Origin of the sequence: Altericista sp. CCNU0014, assembly GCF_044923475.1 — a bacterium.
Taxonomy (GTDB): domain Bacteria; phylum Cyanobacteriota; class Cyanobacteriia; order Thermosynechococcales; family Thermosynechococcaceae; genus JAAURS01.
Window position 1 is genome coordinate 119,433 of record NZ_CP137338.1, and the last position, 14,742, is coordinate 134,174.

Below are 14,742 nucleotides of genomic sequence, written 5' to 3' on the forward strand. Positions count from 1 at the left end.
GAGTAGAAACTAAGGCGGGGCGAGGAAGGTCAGCGGCCCATTGGATTAGCCAGCGGATCGAACCGCTAAGAACTAAACCCTAGCCATACTTTTGAACGTTTTTTCTATAAAACCGACGGGCAAGTTGTTTTCATTGTAGCCTGTACCCAGTGAGTCCAACGATGAAGTCTAACCCAGGATCGGCGGAGTTGAAATAAACCTTTGCTAGAAGAACCCCAGTGGGAAGCCATACTTCGCCTTGGAAATCGAGTTGAAAACTCGCTCCAAACCAACCAAGTCGGTCTTACGATGGGCGGCGAACCGACCTACATTGCTATCGATCGCCAGCACCTGCCCGAGTGGTACACCCTGGCCCTGGGCAACCACAAGCGTCAGGTGGCCGTCGAGCTACTGCAAAAACTGGCCGAGCGCCTCGCTCCGCCGGGTTCGCTCCTGCAATACGGGATGGGTAAGCTTTATCCGGGAGAACCGTATCCGCGTTGGGCGTTTGGCTGCTTCTGGCGATCGGACGGCCTCCCGCTCTGGCGCAACCCAGCCCTGGCAGCCTCTGAAAACCAACGCTACGGCCATCGACCATCCCAAGCCAAAGCATTTCTAGAAGCGCTCGTCGAGCAGCTCGGCTTGAGCGAGGATTCGATCGTGGCTGCTTGGGAATGGGACGAAAGTACCCTTGCAGGCTTTGTCCTCCCACTCCTGGCCGTTGACGCTACCGATGCCTACAGTCAGGCCAGCTCTAAAGGCTGGCACTGGGCTTCTTGTGTCTGGACCCGCGAGGGCAAACCCTACGGAACGGAACAGCCCTTTGTCTTGGTCAAGGGAGAAACGCCCATTGGCATGCGGCTGCCCTTGGGCAATATCGATCGGCCCGAGGAGCTGGCCTGGGAGATCGACGCGCCTTTGTCTGAGTTGGCAGAATGGACCAAAGGGTCCGCCCAACAGATGCCGCCCAACACCATCCGGGTGTCTCTTTCCGTAGAGATCCGCGATGAAATGGTTTCCGCGTTCGTCCCGCCCTTTGCCTCGTCCTGCGCCTTTGCAGACTTGGTGAGCGCTATCGAGCAAACGGCAGTACAGCTCGACTGCCCCGTTCGTCTAGAGGGCTACGGCCCTCCCCCCAATTCAGGCATTGAGGGGTTTGCGATCGTTCCCGATCCGGGGGTGATTGAGGTCAACATCTACCCCGTGGCCGATTGGGATACCCTGGTGCATCAAACCCTAACCCTCCACGCGATCGCCGAGGACTGCGGGCTGGGCGCGACAAAATATGCCAGAGATGGCCGCAGGCTGGGGACGGGTGGCGGCGCGCACATCACCCTGGGCGCTAAAACGCCCGCCGACAGCCCATTGCTGCGGCGTCCCGACCTGCTGCAAAGCATCATTACCTATTGGCAGCATCACCCGAGCCTGTCCTACTTGTTTGCAGGGCAGTTTGTGGGACCCACCAGCCAAGCCCCCAGGGTAGACGAAGCGCGTCACGATGGCCTGTACGAACTTGAAGTTGCCTTTAAGGCATTTGAGAAATCCGGGATGCCCTCGCCAGAACTGATCGATCGACTGCTCCGGCCATTGCTGGTCGATACTACGGGCAACACCCATCGCGCGGCACTCTGCATCGACAAGCTATTTCCAGTAGATATCCCTCAGATGCAGCTCGGGATATTGGAATTTCGCGCCTTTGAAATGCCCCATAGCCCCCAACTGCGCCTGCTTCAGCTCTTATTGGTGCGCGCCTTAGTGGCTTGGTTTTGGGAGCAACCCTATCGACAGCCCATGATTCATTGGGGTGCAACCCTCCACGACCGATTCTTTTTACCCCACTTCCTAGCTGAAGATTTAGCGAGCGTCCTGGACGACTTAAAGTCGGCGGACTATGAATTTGACCTGGCTTGGTTTGAGCCATTCTTCCAGACGCGTTTTCCAATCTACGGTCGAGTTTCCCTGCAAGCCCAACCTGGCCTCACCCTAGAGCTACGCCACGCCCTAGAAATGTGGCCCGTTTTACCCGAAAAAGCAACCCTAGGCGGCACCTCGCGTCCCGTAGACGATTCGATGGAGCGAATTCAGGTTTTGCTGCGGGGGAACGAGCCCGAACGCTACCGCGTGCTCTGTCAAGGACGGGCCGTTCCCTTAGAGATCTCGCCACCGTCAGTCCTTGCGGTAGGCGGCGTGCGGTTCCGCGCCAAACCGCTTGCCGGACTAGGGGATGCGGCAATTGCGCCCCACACTGCCCTCACCTTTGAAGTCATCGATACCCAAGCCGGACGATCGATGGGAGGATGCGCGTACCGCGCCCAGCCCGCCGATGGAGCCTACGAAGCCCCGCCCCAGACCGACCGAGAGGCAGAAAATCGCTTGCGTTCGAGAGTCGTCCCTCTTTCTCCTCGCGCTGGATGCGTTGAAATTCCGCCCCCGCATGTCCACTCGCAGTCCCCTCTGACCCTAGACCTGCGATGGGCTGCGATCGACCCGTTTTCCTGAAAACGCACGCACTGTAGGGGAGCAAGACCTTGCTCCCCTACAACTGTAACGCCCTCAAAGAGACTTAAAGCAGCTGAATATTGGAAAACGCAAAATCCTCCGTTACAGTGCCGTCCTCCGTTTCCGTTTCAATGACGCGACGGCTGAGAATCCAATAAGAACCCACTTTTTCGTAAGTATCCTCAAACAGGCTCTTACCGCCCTTTTGTTCTCCTGTTTTCGGATCGTGGTACACGGAATCATAGCGGTGAGAGAGGTAGCCCTCACCCGTATCGTGGGAGCTAAAGGTATTGATGGTCACTACAACACCGTGAATGTGGCGATGCACCAAGCAAACCTCATTGTCGCGGACTTTATAGCGATCGCCCTCGGACTTGCCGCCCATCAGCAGCTCGACCGCTCCAGTGCTATCGGTTTCGCCGTAGGTAAACGTATTCTTGCTGTGGGTCTCTTCAAAACTGCGGCGGACGCGATGGATCGAAATTTCCCAAAGCTGTCCGTGAATTGCCTTTTGCGCCTCTTCATCAGAGACATCGAGTACTTCGGCCTTCATGTCGCCACTGACGCGCGCCCGACCGGAGAACGCTTTACCGTCTCGGGTATAGGTAACATCGGCGGTGTAGCCCGGAAATCGAGCGTCCCAGGTGTAGCGATTTTCATAGGCAGCGCGGAATAAATCTCGAGCGGAAAGTTTTACGGCGGTCATGAACTGCTCCTAGATGAGTGCAATGGATGGAATCGACACAGGCTGCTTCGACGATAGCGAACTGACTGTAGGGCGGATCCGCCGACGGACTGTCCTCGTCCGGCCAATCGAAACCCCCTAAAGATTGGAGTTGCCCTTCTACCATAATGATTTTTACTGCCCATAAGCTAGCTCCCGAGCCTCTGGCAATTTTTTTGGAAGCACGAGGCTAGCAACGAGCAGAAAGTTCGCGATTTTTTGAGGATGAGCGCGACCGAGTCCGTTCTAGACCCATTTATGCCGGATGACCTCGTATATTTCAAGATATTGCTGAGCGGGATGTGTCCAGGAATTATCGCAGGCCATGCCTTGGAGGGCCAGCTGCTGAAAGAGTTCCGGGCTGTGATTCCACAGGTCTAGCGCGCGACCCAAGGCCGACTCTAAAGCGACGGCATCTTGCTGAAAAAAGACGAATCCATTGCGCGTTTCGAGGGAATGTTCTCGATCGTAGTCCCAGTCAAACACCGTATTGAGCAGTCCGCCCACGCCGCGCACGACGGGCACGGTACCGTAGCGCAACCCGATCATCTGGGTGAGCCCGCAGGGCTCGTAGTTACTGGGGACGACGATCAAGTCCGATCCGGCATAAATCAGATGGGCCAACTCTTCGTTGAAGCCCAGTTCTAGGTGACAGTTGGGATTTTCGTTCAAGAATGCCTTTTCATGGGAAAACCAACTGTAAATGCCATCATCCGTAGCTGACCCCAACAGCACGAACTGCGCGCCGCACTCTAGGGCGTAGTACAGGGCGTGATGCACCAGATGGACGCCCTTTTGGTCGTCTAAGCGACCGATAAAACAGACGATGGGTCGCTCGGACTCTGCCAGCATCAGTCGCGATCGCAGGGCTTTCTGATTCAGCTTTTTGTCGACAAAGCGATCGGCGGCGTAGGAGTAGGGAATATAGCGATCTGTCTCTGGATTCCAGACGTCCTCGGCAATGCCGTTGAGGATACCTCTAAATTTATTTTGATGAACTTCGAGGGTCGGCTGAAGGCCGCAACCGACGTCCGAAAAACGGGCTTCCCATGCGTGGTGGGGCGAGACGGTATTGACGCTATTGGAGTAGACAATACCGCCCTTCATCAGGTTGAGGGCACCGGGGTGATGGTTATCCTGAAGGCGATCGGGAGCGAAGTAGTAGTCCGGGCGGTTGAGTCCCGTCGCTTTGAGAATGTCAGCACTGCAAGCGCCTTGATGCTTGAAGTTATGGATGGTGTAGCACACCCGTTGGTGTTGCATCCCGTGCCACTGGTACATCTCGTAGAGCATGACGGGAACGAGTCCCGTTTGCCAGTCGTGGCAGTGGATGACGTCAGGGCGTTTGTTGCTTTGCAGTAAAAATTCCAAAGCCGCCTTGCTAAAGAAGGCAAAGCGGATGGCATCGGTGTAGTCGCCGTAGTAATAGCCGCGATTGAAGAAATTATCCTGGGAGTGGGGTTCGATAAAAAAGCACATGCGTCCGTGGACCCAACCGCAGTAGACCGAGCAGTGAACCCTTCCGTCATACCAGGGTACCCACAGGTTGAGGTAGGCATCGTGCAAGCCCCAAATGTGGTCGTAGCGCATGCAGTCGTATTTCGGCAAAATCAACTCAACCGTATGCCCCTGTAGTTCTAGCTCGCGACTGAGTCCGTAGACTACATCCCCTAGCCCTCCTGCTTTGATGACCGGAGCGCATTCTGAGGCAATTTGGATAATGTACATAAAGGGTTCTCGATAAGGCAGCGCGAATTCAACAAGTTTTTGAACAGTAGTTTAAACGAAAAGCTGCACTGGCGGAATGTAAAAAAGAGTATCTGCAAATCATAGCAACCCCTGTCATTAAGGATGATGAAGCGATTACTATAGTGTTTATTCCGCTTCGATCTTCTACTGGCGTTCTCAAGAAAAATCAGGATAGTCCATCTTGAACTGGCTTCAAACCAAGCTTAAAGAGTGGTTTTCAGAACCGCAGCCCTCGCCGGAGCCTAAGGGCGGCGCGTTGGTAAAGCGCTATGGCGACAATCTCCAAGATCCGAACGCCTTAATCCACCGAGCTAACAAACGCGCTACGGGGGGAGACGTAGAAGGTGCGTTTGCGGATTTGAAGGAGGCCATTCAACTCAGCCCGACGCGCGCTACGGCCTACTACAATCGCGGCTTTTTACACAACACGTTGGGCAATTTCGAAGCGGCGATCGAAGATTTCAACCGCGCCCTCGAACTGTTACCCGATTATGACGAGGCGTTCTATCAGCGCGGGAACAGCCACTTGCAGCTCAAAGATCCGGCTAGCGCTATCGATGATTTCAGCCGCACCATCGCGCTCAATCCTTACTCGATCAAAGCCTACTACAAGCGGGCAGAAGCCTATGCCGAGGTGGGAGACGCCGCAGGCACCCTAGCCGATTACGCGCAAGCCATCACGCGGGTGCCCAAGGATGCGAATGCTTACTATCAGAGAGGCCGCTTTTTATCCAAAATTGGGGAGATGCGAACGGCCATTGAGGACTTTACGACCGCGCTCGCGCACAACCCCCGCCATGCGGATGCTTATTGCGGGCGGGGCTGCTGCTACGCGGAGTTGGGGGATCTGGAGAAGGCCAATCTAGATTTCAATCAGGCGCTACTGCACAACCCGTCTCACCAAGCGGCCTACTACCAGCGCATGTACAGTATAGGGATCTTGAAAGAGGCTGCCGCCAACCTTCAAGGACTCAATCAAGTTTTTGCGTCACCGCCCCCAGTATCCCCAGTACCTAGCACCATCGACCATCCCGTCGTGATCTCTGCTGAGTTGGTGGAGCCATCTTCTCCGCCCTTAGCCAAGCTGCAAGAAATCAGCCAAGGCACAGTAAAGCTAGAACCCGATAGCATCGCGGGCTATTTCGAGCGCGCGACCAAACGCGCCATGAATGGCGATCTGGATGGGGCGATCGCCGACTATACCCAAATCATCGATCAAGATCCCCACAACACGCAGGCTTACTACCGTCGGGGTCAAAACTACAGCGCCATTGGGGAAGACGAGGCAGCCCTTGCCGATCTCAACCAGGCCATCCATTGGGCGCGGGTTCATTCCTTGGGTCAGCTCAAGGATTTTAGCGGCGCGTTGAGCGAAACGATCCAAACCCTCAAGACGGAGCTAAAAAAGCCCAAACCTTCAGCGGCCTCAAGCGCAACGTCGGGGATGCCCATCGAAGAGGCGATCGCCGACTACACCCGCACCCTCGAAACCAATCCAACCGCAGGGACCTACTTCAAGCGCGCTCAAAGTCGAGCGCTCATTGGCGACCTCCAGGGGGCGATCGCCGACTATTCCGAAGCCATTCGCCTCAATCCCGACCATCCCGATGCCTACTATCGCCGGGGACTCCATCGCTCCGCGCTGGGCGATACCGCCGGGGCCACGCAAGATTTGAATCGGGCCATTCTCTGCAAGCCCATGCCTTCTGGGGACGGGCCGAGTTCTGGCAAGGTGGGTTCCACCTTTGGCAAGAAGGCTCAAGCGAAAGCATCCTCTGCCAACCTTAACCCCAGCCGTTATTGCAACCATGCGGGCAATCGTCCCGGCAATCGCTTTTGCATTCACTGCGGCGAGACGCTGATGCCGACGGAAGCGACGCAGTTGCAAACCCTAGAGCAATCTCAATCGGCCCAGGTATCCCCGCCGCTTTCAGAAGCATTGCCCCTGTCAGAGAGCGATCGTCTCTTCCAGCGCGGACGCTCTCGCTGCGTCAGCGGCAACCTCACAGATGGATTGGCCGACCTAGGGGACGCGCTACGGCTATTTTTATCGGAACAAAACATGGGTCGTTACCAAGAAACACTTAAAATAATTCAGCAGTTTTCGCGGAGTCTGTAGCAGTCACATCGCGCTGCGACACTTCGCCATGTCTTCTGAAATTTCTCGGTTCAAAAAAATAAATGCGTGGTGAAATTTAGTTCGATCGCGTTGAAAGCCCCGATTCTCGTTCTGAGTGCCGCTGGTTTTTTCTTGAGTTTGTGGATCTTCCTGCCGGCACCGACACTGCCGCTGCTGACCCTCAGCGTCGGCGCGCCGGAGGTCAGTCCGTGGCTGCTCGGCGTCAATGCAATCTTGTTTCTACTGACCCTCAAAGGAGTCAGACGCGATCGACTCCGTCAAGCTGCGTTGAGCCTCAGCACGGTAGGGCTGTTGCTCAGCCTGTGGCCCTTGAGTCAGTTTTCTACCGTCGCGCAACGGGCAGATGCGGCCATGAATCGAGCCTTTGGCTCCCATTATCTAGCCGCACTGCCCCAATCCGTCCTGACTCGCATGCGGCTCGGTCCTTTTGACGCAGCAGATGCCCTGCGCGGCATTGCACTCAAGACTGCCATCCGCTTCACGCCTCATATTTCCTTTGCCCAACCCGATGGCGTATCCCTCCAACTAGATGTATACCGACCGCCGCAGGTAGGACGCTATCCGGGAATTATCGTGATTCACGGCGGCGCGTGGCGGGGGGGCGGTCCCGCTCAAAATGCAGAATTTAGCCGCTATATGGCGAGTCAGGGCTATGTGGTTTGGGCGATCGCCTATCGGCTCGCACCACGCTATCAGTTCCCAGCTCAGATTGAAGACGTACAGTCTGCCTTAAACTTTATTCGCAAACACGCCACCCAATACGAAACCGATCCCCAGCGTCTTGCTTTAATGGGTCGATCTGCTGGCGCGCATCTTGCTATGCTGGCCGCTTACGCACCTAACGCGCCGATCCGGGCGTTGGTTGACTACTATGGCCCAGTCGATCTAGCGGCGGGATACAGAGACGTCCCCTGCCCCGATCCCCTGGATACTCGCGGGGTTCTCCAATCTCTCTTAGGCGGTTCTCCCGACGAGCGTCCCGAGCTGTACCGACAGGCTTCTCCCATCACCTACATCGCGCCTCGCGGCGATCGTCCGCTGCCTCCTTCTCTGCTGATTTATGGCGGACGCGATCGCGTGGTCCAAGCGAAGTACGGTCGCGCGTTAGAGCAGCGGCTTCGAGCGGCGGGCACCCAGGCTGCTTTTCTAGAGATACCTTGGGCCGATCACGCCTTCGATACGGTTTTTAATGGCCTTAGCAACCAGTTAGCGCTCTACCATACGGAACGGTTTTTAGCTTGGGCGCTCCGATAGGTTGAAGCCGTGGTGCGCAGAGTTGGAAAAATTTAAGCTTCTGTGGATGCCCCACGCTTCATATACTCTGCAATTGCTTCGGCCACATTTTCTTCAGGTTGATACACTCGTGAGTTTGGATTCTCGGTGTGGAGTCTGTCGAGATACGCGTGTAGGGCTTCTTCTTCATCCCGATGCTCTAGGACATAGGCTCGAAGTTCGAACTTGTTCATGGTAGCGAAGTCTGGTTTGGCACTCATACAAACCTCCATTCTCCGTTAGGCTCGGTTGCAAGTCCTTCATAGTGAACTGTGGATAAATCCTTGTTCGATTGATTTATTTCTCCACTTCTGCGATTCAACTGCATCGACAGGAAAATTTTCTCCTCCCGTTTGAAAAATTGTAGCTAAATTATTAGAGGCAACAGCATAGCCTCGATCGGCAGAAGCCGCATACCATTTAACTGCTTCAGTCAAGTTAGAAGGTATACCTAGACCAAGATGGTAAATATTTCCTACCATGCATTGGGCTTCTGCATTTCCCCGTTCGGCGAAGGGCAGTAATTCAGAAAGAGCAATATCGTACTGACCATTATCAAAAGCCAATTTTCCGTCATCTAAACTTGACATTACGATAGCCTGCGATCGCCGAGACCCTTAGTGCTTCGTTTTAACTATAGATCGGCAAAACATAGGTCTAACCATTACCGGACATTACAGCCTGAGTTGAGTGACGGCGATGTGGCCGCCCAGACAAACCTCAACATCGCTACCGGGTTCGCGATCGCGCTGGCTGTAGTTGCCTTCGTAGTACAGCAAATTGCCCTCAGCCCTAAAGGAGACGGGTAGCGGACGTTGGGACGGTTCGCAAAAAACGATCTCAGGCTCTGGATCTGCCGCTCCAAGGTGCGGGAAATTGACATTCCAAAAGCAACCTTCCTTAAGCGGCAATGGGAGCAATGCTTCTATGACTCGACGGGTGTAGAGGCTTGCCAGACTCCAGTCAATGGGGCGATCGCCTTGCCGATACTGCGAAAGCGCAATGCCAGGAATACCGTGCAATGCTGCCTCTCTCACGGCTGCCACAGTCCCAGAAATATAGCAGTCTGCCCCTAAATTGGACCCCGCATTCACCCCAGACAGCACCCAGCTCAAAGCCGACTTGAGATGGAACCGAGCGACCCGGACGCAATCCGCCGGCGTTCCACCAATGCCAAATACAGCAACGTGATTCAAGGCTTGCCCTTGAGAATTCTCAAAGGCTAAATCTTGCCTCAGTTCGATTTGAAGGGGGGTCGTCGTTGTCACCTGATGGCCGCACCCCGAATGCGGCACCTGAGGGGCCGCAATTAAAACCGATTGTTCGGGAGAGAGCGATCGCGCCAAAGCCGATAACCCCGGTGCAATCACCCCATCGTCATTCGTCAGTAGCCAGGTCATCAGATTGAAAAACCGAAACAAACCCAGCAAAAAAATCGCGCGTTACTCAAACCGCCGCCGCCCAAAAATCAACTAAACCCTCTAAATCAGCTTCTAGAGATAGAGAGAACCCAGGTGCCAATATAGCGCTTCAACGGCAAATCGCCAGGAGAGGTAATGCTGGCGTTAAAATAATACATGCCGCCAGAACGGGGGTTTTGCACGTCTGAAAGCACGATTTCAAAAGACTTCCCAGCAGGAATGGGCGCTTCCGGGACGATCTCGATGATGCGATTGTCCTTATCCACCTTGACCGAACTGACCGGAATTTTAGGGACTCGGCCAAATCCAAGAAATTTATTCTTAGGCGCTTCTTGAAGCGTAATGGCTTTCTCGTTGAAGTCGCCATCAAAGTAAGCGGGATAGGTAATGGAAATGCTGTCGATCGCGAGCTTTTGGCGACCCATCTTGAGCCGATAGCGATCCTGATTGTGTCCTGGGGTGCCGTATTCCAACACGTAGCCAAGCTGCTGTTTCCCGCTCGGCCCGCTTCCGCCCCAGGAAAAGGTCAGCCCTGGATTAGTTTGAGCGAACGTGACGACGGGAACGCTCGCGAGCAACAGGCCCGCAACGCATAGCGAGGAACTCAAACGGCGAACGGAAGGCTTTTGGAAAGACATAAGCATGACTTTTGAAGTTCTATGGAGATAGTGTATCTCGCTGCTGAGCGTAACAGCCTTTCTTGCCTTTGCGGGCTGGAACTGTGCCAGTTATAAAGGATGCCTACGGATCTCAGCAACGCGGATCTGGAGCGAGGTTTAGCTCAATAGAATTGACGCAGCAGCGGTCTAAAATGTGCCGCGTTTTTGCATCAAGCAGAAAATCTAATTTTAAGATAATCCTCTTCCATTTTGGCCCCAGCAGGCTGCATCGCAGCGAGGGCTTGCGGTAGAACCAAGTTTCGGCGGTGGTTGCCAATCCTGATATTTAATTCATCGGCGGATTTGCTCAACTCCACTTGGTCTTTGGGAATTCCAGGCAGGTAAATCTCAAGGCTGTATTCTTTATCGTGCTGCACCACGCGCAGGGTATTTTCTTGATAGTAAACCTGGGCGGGATCTTCGCCCTCGTACAAAATATCCTTGAGGCGTTCTAGCGCCACCAAACCGCACATTTCTTCCTGGAACAGCGGCACTTCTTTAATTGGCAACGGATGGAAATTTTCTTGGATTTCTGTGCGATAGGTAGCCTGATTCTCTTTCCATCCCATGAAGAAAGGGTCGGTAACGTGGTCGGGAATGATGCGGTTGGCGACCACCATGTCCGTAGAAACGTTGTACAAGCTCAAGTAAGCGTGGGCGCGCAGAGATTCTTTGATGACCATTTTTTCTGGGTTCATCACCAAACGCACGGAGGTTTGCGTGTTGTCAGTCAGGACTTTCTCTAAAGCCTCGATCTGCTCGTAAAACTCGTAGGGGGCATCCATGACCTCTTTGTCGGGGAGCGAAAATCCGGCGATCGGTCTAAACAATGGCTCCACTAAGGGACGCAGCGCCACTGACATTTTCTGGAAGGGCTTATAAAAGCGGCGCATGTACCAACCGCCCACTTCGGGCAGGCTCAAAAGCCTAAGAGCAGTTCCTGTAGGAGCTGAGTCGATGATTAAAACGTCGTATTGACCTTCGTCGTAGTGACGCTTCATGCGAACGAGGCCAAAGATTTCGTCCATGCCGGGTAAGATGGCAAGTTCTTCCGCTTGAATGCCCTCCAGCCCTCTGGCCTGTAATACTTGCGTGATATAGCGCTTAACGGCTCCCCAATTGCTTTCCAATTCCATCAGGGCATCCAGTTCCGCTCCCCACAGGTTGGGCTTGACCTGAACGGCTTCGTGACCGAGGGGAAGGTCAAAGCTATCGGCGAGGGAGTGGGCCGGGTCCGTACTCAGCACCAGGGTTTTATATCCGAGTTCGGCACATCGCAAACCCGTGGCAGCTGCGACGGAGGTTTTCCCGACGCCGCCTTTGCCAGTCATTAAAATTACGCGCATTCTGGATCTCTAATAGGGGCAGGTTGGATGCAAGGGACAGGTTGGGGCGGCAAGGCAACTTTGGATTGAATCCATTACATGCCCAAGGGCGCAAAGCCTTGCGCTCCTACGGGATGCTGTATGCCGTTCGATCGAGAACCGCTATATGATAGGGGACAGCAAGATTGCGCGTCCCTTATTCGCTATTCGCTCTGCCACAAAAAGTCTAACGCAGATACGATAGGGGAACTTGAAGGCACGCGGTTTTAAAGTTCGGGTAGATACGGTGGCATGATGTCCGATACATCGGCAGCACAGCACTACTGCGTGGTTTTTGTGACCGCATCCTCTGAGGCAGAGGCGACGGCGATCGCCCAGGCCCTCGTCCGAGAAAAGCTAGCCGCCTGCATCAGCTTAACGCCGATAAAATCGATCTACCGCTGGCAAGATCGCATTCATGCCGAACCGGAATGGCAGCTGGCAATTAAAACAACCCAGCATCGGTTTGAGGCACTCCAAAGCCGCGTGCTCGAGCTGCACAGCTATGAAGTTCCCGAAATTCTAGCGATTCCCATCCAGGCGGGGTCGGCAATGTATTTGAACTGGATGAGTGCCAACGTTGAGGCCTGAGCGAGCGAACTCCCATGCAGAACACGCGGCTGAACGGAATCTTAAGCGCCCTAGGACAGCAAGTCCGCAACCAACTTCAAAATCCTTGGCGGCGGTGGGCGACCTTAACGATCGCGCTACTGTTTGGCATTTTTTTAGGGATCGCGATCTCTGCCACAGCGGGAGCAAAATCCGAATTAGACGTCACCGTTGCGGCAATTGTAGTTATCGTGACGGAGCTGATCAGTTGGCTGTTTTATAGCCGAAAGCCCTTCCAGCAGTCGTGGTGGGGGGAAGCCCTCAATGCCCTCAAGCTCGGCGTCATCTATGGATTATTCCTGATTGCTTTTATGCTGGGCAGCTAATTTCGAAAAAGAGATGTCGTTTTGGAATTAATGCGCTATGCTAGTAAAGCGCGACGCGGGGTAGAGCAGCCTGGTAGCTCGTCGGGCTCATAACCCGAAGGTCCATGGTTCAAATCCATGCCCCGCCACCAATAATAAAAGCCGTACCTAAAATGAAAGGGTACGGCTTTTTTGATGAACGGGTATTACAACTCTAGCCAGAACGCCTCGCTTTCAGGCACAATGTCCCCAGTCCTACGCGGTTTGCTTAGCTATGTCTGCCCAAGCGTCTCCACTTCAAAATTTGATGCAGCAGCGGTTCGGTTTGCCTCCGTCAAAACAACTCCTGATGTGGGGCGGAGCGGGATTGCTCTTGGCTGGGTACGGAATGACCCACCTGCCCGCACCCTTGGAACTGCTCGGCTGGGCGGGGGCGGCAGGGATTGGACTGTGGAGCTTCCGCCGTCTTCGGCGCGTGTCGGATTCGGCAAGGCAGCAGCTAGAACGATCGCCGACCGTCGAGGGCGTAAAACAGGCGATCGCCCGCGCTAGAACCCAACTCGAACAATTGGCTGCGGAATGCCCGGAAAGGGAAAACCGACAGGACGACTATCCCGCCCAACTGCTCGAGATCGAGCAAAGTCTGAGCCGTCAAACGTTAGAATTTCAGATCGTCGGAACCCGCGCTGTTGGCAAAACGGCCCTGTACCAACTTTTAGTACAAGCCTCCGAACTGCTGGCGCAACAGTGGTGCTTTTCCGGATCGCAAGAGCTGGCAGCGGAAGCGTTGCCATCCTCTGCGGGCGGGGAATTTCGCCATCGGGTAGATGTGGTGTTGTTTGTGGTGCAAGGCGACCTGACCCAGGTGGAGTGGGGGGCGCTACAGCAGTTGCAAACCGAAGGCAAGCGCGTACTGTTGCTCCTGAACAAGCAGGATCGATATTTACCCGCGCAGGTCGAGCTGCTGCTAGAGCAGCTCAAGCAGCGGGTGCAGGGGATAGTGGCCGCAGAGGATGTCATGGCGATCGCCACTTGTCCCCAGCCGATCGCGGTCCGACGCTACCAAGAAGATGGAGCCTATCAAGAGACGTGGGAAACCCCTCTGCCTCAAATTCAGCCCTTACTGCAACGCATGCAGACCGTGGCAGCACGAGACATCAAACAGCTCGTTTTGCAGCGCGCGTACCATCAGGCGATCGCATTGCAAGCAACGATCCATCACGCGTTGAACCAAATTCGACGCGATCGCGCCTTGCCCCAAATCGAGCGCTACCAGTGGATTGCGGCAGGGGTGGCCTTTGCAAACCCACTGCCATCTTTGGATATGGTGGCAGCAGCAGCCATTACGGGCAAGATGATTCAAGATTTGGCGAAGGTCTATCAAATTCAACTTTCTCTGGATCGCGCTACCGAAATCGCGGGCATTTTGGCTAAAACACTGATCCAAATGGGATTGGTAGAAGCGTCTAGTCAGCTTTTAAGCTCTGCATTAAAAGGAAATGCGGTGACGTTTGTCGCGGGCGGGACGATTCAGGGAGCGGGTGCTGCGTATTTTACCCGCATGGCTGGGCTCAGTTCGATCGAGCTATTTGAGGTGTATCGGTCTGCTGAAGCTAGTTGGCAGTTCGATCGCGCTGTTCTGGGGCAGATCGTACAGCGCGTGTTCGGACAGCATCGGCAAATTGAAGTGGTCAAGGAACTGGTACAGCAAACGCTCCGTCGATTGACCGCGGAGGGAAAAGACACGGCGATCGCCTCCACCTAAAGCGCTGCTGGACCGACAAAAGACTCGACCGAGCGCCGATCGGCGCTTTAAAACGACCTCTGTCAGATAACACCCTAGACAAGGGAGCCATCTGACAGAGATCGAACCTATCCCCCGTACAGTAGTCAATTGCGACCCAAAGTCGCATTAAGTCTCCGAAAGTGAAATCAATGGCTTTTTCAGCGCATTGATTTCGATATAAAGCATCATCATTTTTCTCTCGTCAAGAGATAACCGTAGAATTACTGATCTTTTG

The 14,742-nt window shown here is 54.5% G+C and carries 13 protein-coding genes and 1 tRNA gene; 7 read left to right on the forward strand and 7 right to left on the reverse strand.

The genetic code is table 11. The annotated features are described in order from the left end of the window. Positions 1-201: 201 nt before the first annotated feature. Positions 202-2,478, forward strand: coding sequence for a transglutaminase family protein (locus R6H26_RS00675; protein WP_404787444.1), 2,277 nt, complete (start codon positions 202-204; stop codon positions 2,476-2,478). 64 nt (positions 2,479-2,542) lie between these two features. Here R6H26_RS00675 and R6H26_RS00680 read toward each other — a convergent pair whose 3' ends face one another. Next, positions 2,543-3,184: a DUF3386 domain-containing protein gene (locus R6H26_RS00680; RefSeq protein WP_404787445.1), complete on the reverse strand. Its 642-nt coding sequence runs from the start codon at positions 3,182-3,184 to the stop codon at positions 2,543-2,545. A 264-nt stretch (positions 3,185-3,448) separates the two neighbouring features. After that, the gene (gene glgA, locus R6H26_RS00685) at positions 3,449-4,930 is read right to left on the reverse strand and encodes a glycogen synthase GlgA (protein ID WP_404787447.1); all 1,482 of its coding nucleotides are present in this window, start codon (positions 4,928-4,930) and stop codon (positions 3,449-3,451) included. Positions 4,931-5,132: 202 nt separating this feature from the next. On the opposite strand from glgA, the gene R6H26_RS00690 reads away from it, so the two are divergent. Both R6H26_RS00690 and R6H26_RS00695 read left to right on the forward strand, forming a co-directional pair. Beyond that, positions 5,133-7,070, forward strand: a complete 1,938-nt coding sequence (locus R6H26_RS00690) for a tetratricopeptide repeat protein (protein WP_404787449.1) — start codon at positions 5,133-5,135, stop codon at positions 7,068-7,070. Positions 7,071-7,160: 90 nt separating this feature from the next. Continuing rightward, positions 7,161-8,345 carry an alpha/beta hydrolase fold domain-containing protein gene (locus R6H26_RS00695; RefSeq protein ID WP_404787451.1) on the forward strand — a complete coding sequence of 395 codons (1,185 nt, stop codon included), beginning with the start codon at positions 7,161-7,163 and terminating at the stop codon, positions 8,343-8,345. A 32-nt stretch (positions 8,346-8,377) separates the two neighbouring features. Here the strand turns inward: R6H26_RS00695 and R6H26_RS00700 are convergent, their stop codons facing one another. The 5 genes from R6H26_RS00700 to R6H26_RS00720 form a co-directional block, all read right to left on the reverse strand. Beyond that, positions 8,378-8,584 (reverse strand): DUF6887 family protein, encoded by a 207-nt coding sequence (locus R6H26_RS00700; RefSeq protein WP_404787453.1) that lies wholly within the window; start codon positions 8,582-8,584, stop codon positions 8,378-8,380. 39 nt (positions 8,585-8,623) lie between these two features. Beyond that, positions 8,624-8,953 carry a tetratricopeptide repeat protein gene (locus R6H26_RS00705; RefSeq protein ID WP_404787455.1) on the reverse strand — a complete coding sequence of 110 codons (330 nt, stop codon included), beginning with the start codon at positions 8,951-8,953 and terminating at the stop codon, positions 8,624-8,626. An 84-nt stretch (positions 8,954-9,037) separates the two neighbouring features. Further along, positions 9,038-9,763 (reverse strand): 5'/3'-nucleotidase SurE, encoded by a 726-nt coding sequence (gene surE / locus R6H26_RS00710; protein ID WP_404787456.1) that lies wholly within the window; start codon positions 9,761-9,763, stop codon positions 9,038-9,040. An 86-nt stretch (positions 9,764-9,849) separates the two neighbouring features. Continuing rightward, on the reverse strand, positions 9,850-10,422 hold the full coding sequence (locus R6H26_RS00715; RefSeq protein ID WP_404787458.1) for a DUF2808 domain-containing protein: 573 nt from the start codon (positions 10,420-10,422) through the stop codon (positions 9,850-9,852). A 191-nt stretch (positions 10,423-10,613) separates the two neighbouring features. Then, entirely contained in the window at positions 10,614-11,789 is a 1,176-nt protein-coding gene (locus R6H26_RS00720) for a TRC40/GET3/ArsA family transport-energizing ATPase (protein ID WP_404787460.1), read from the reverse strand. 270 nt (positions 11,790-12,059) lie between these two features. Between R6H26_RS00720 and cutA the strand changes: the two genes are divergently transcribed. From cutA to R6H26_RS00740, 4 genes are all read left to right on the forward strand, one after another. After that, a complete protein-coding gene (gene cutA / locus R6H26_RS00725) occupies positions 12,060-12,398 on the forward strand; it encodes a divalent-cation tolerance protein CutA (protein ID WP_404787462.1) in 339 nt (112 codons plus the stop codon). Positions 12,399-12,412: 14 nt separating this feature from the next. Beyond that, entirely contained in the window at positions 12,413-12,742 is a 330-nt protein-coding gene (locus R6H26_RS00730; RefSeq protein WP_404787464.1) for a DUF565 domain-containing protein, read from the forward strand. A 54-nt stretch (positions 12,743-12,796) separates the two neighbouring features. Beyond that, positions 12,797-12,873: transfer RNA gene (locus R6H26_RS00735), tRNA-Met, on the forward strand. 122 nt (positions 12,874-12,995) lie between these two features. Then, a complete protein-coding gene (locus tag R6H26_RS00740) occupies positions 12,996-14,486 on the forward strand; it encodes a DUF697 domain-containing protein (RefSeq protein ID WP_404787466.1) in 1,491 nt (496 codons plus the stop codon). The last annotated feature ends 256 nt before the right edge of the window (positions 14,487-14,742 follow it).

What these genes read in the sequence shown, in the direction of transcription:
- R6H26_RS00680 (WP_404787445.1), bottom strand. Translation starts at nt 3,184, where the DNA reads ATGACCGCCGTAAAACTTTCCGCTCGAGATTTATTCCGCGCTGCCTAT.
- glgA (WP_404787447.1), bottom strand. Translation starts at nt 4,930, where the DNA reads ATGTACATTATCCAAATTGCCTCAGAATGCGCTCCGGTCATCAAAGCA.
- R6H26_RS00700 (WP_404787453.1), bottom strand. Translation starts at nt 8,584, where the DNA reads ATGAGTGCCAAACCAGACTTCGCTACCATGAACAAGTTCGAACTTCGA.
- R6H26_RS00705 (WP_404787455.1), bottom strand. Translation starts at nt 8,953, where the DNA reads ATGTCAAGTTTAGATGACGGAAAATTGGCTTTTGATAATGGTCAGTAC.
- surE (WP_404787456.1), bottom strand. Translation starts at nt 9,763, where the DNA reads ATGACCTGGCTACTGACGAATGACGATGGGGTGATTGCACCGGGGTTA.
- R6H26_RS00715 (WP_404787458.1), bottom strand. Translation starts at nt 10,422, where the DNA reads ATGTCTTTCCAAAAGCCTTCCGTTCGCCGTTTGAGTTCCTCGCTATGC.
- R6H26_RS00720 (WP_404787460.1), bottom strand. Translation starts at nt 11,789, where the DNA reads ATGCGCGTAATTTTAATGACTGGCAAAGGCGGCGTCGGGAAAACCTCC.
- cutA (WP_404787462.1), top strand. Translation starts at nt 12,060, where the DNA reads ATGATGTCCGATACATCGGCAGCACAGCACTACTGCGTGGTTTTTGTG.
- R6H26_RS00730 (WP_404787464.1), top strand. Translation starts at nt 12,413, where the DNA reads ATGCAGAACACGCGGCTGAACGGAATCTTAAGCGCCCTAGGACAGCAA.
- R6H26_RS00740 (WP_404787466.1), top strand. Translation starts at nt 12,996, where the DNA reads ATGTCTGCCCAAGCGTCTCCACTTCAAAATTTGATGCAGCAGCGGTTC.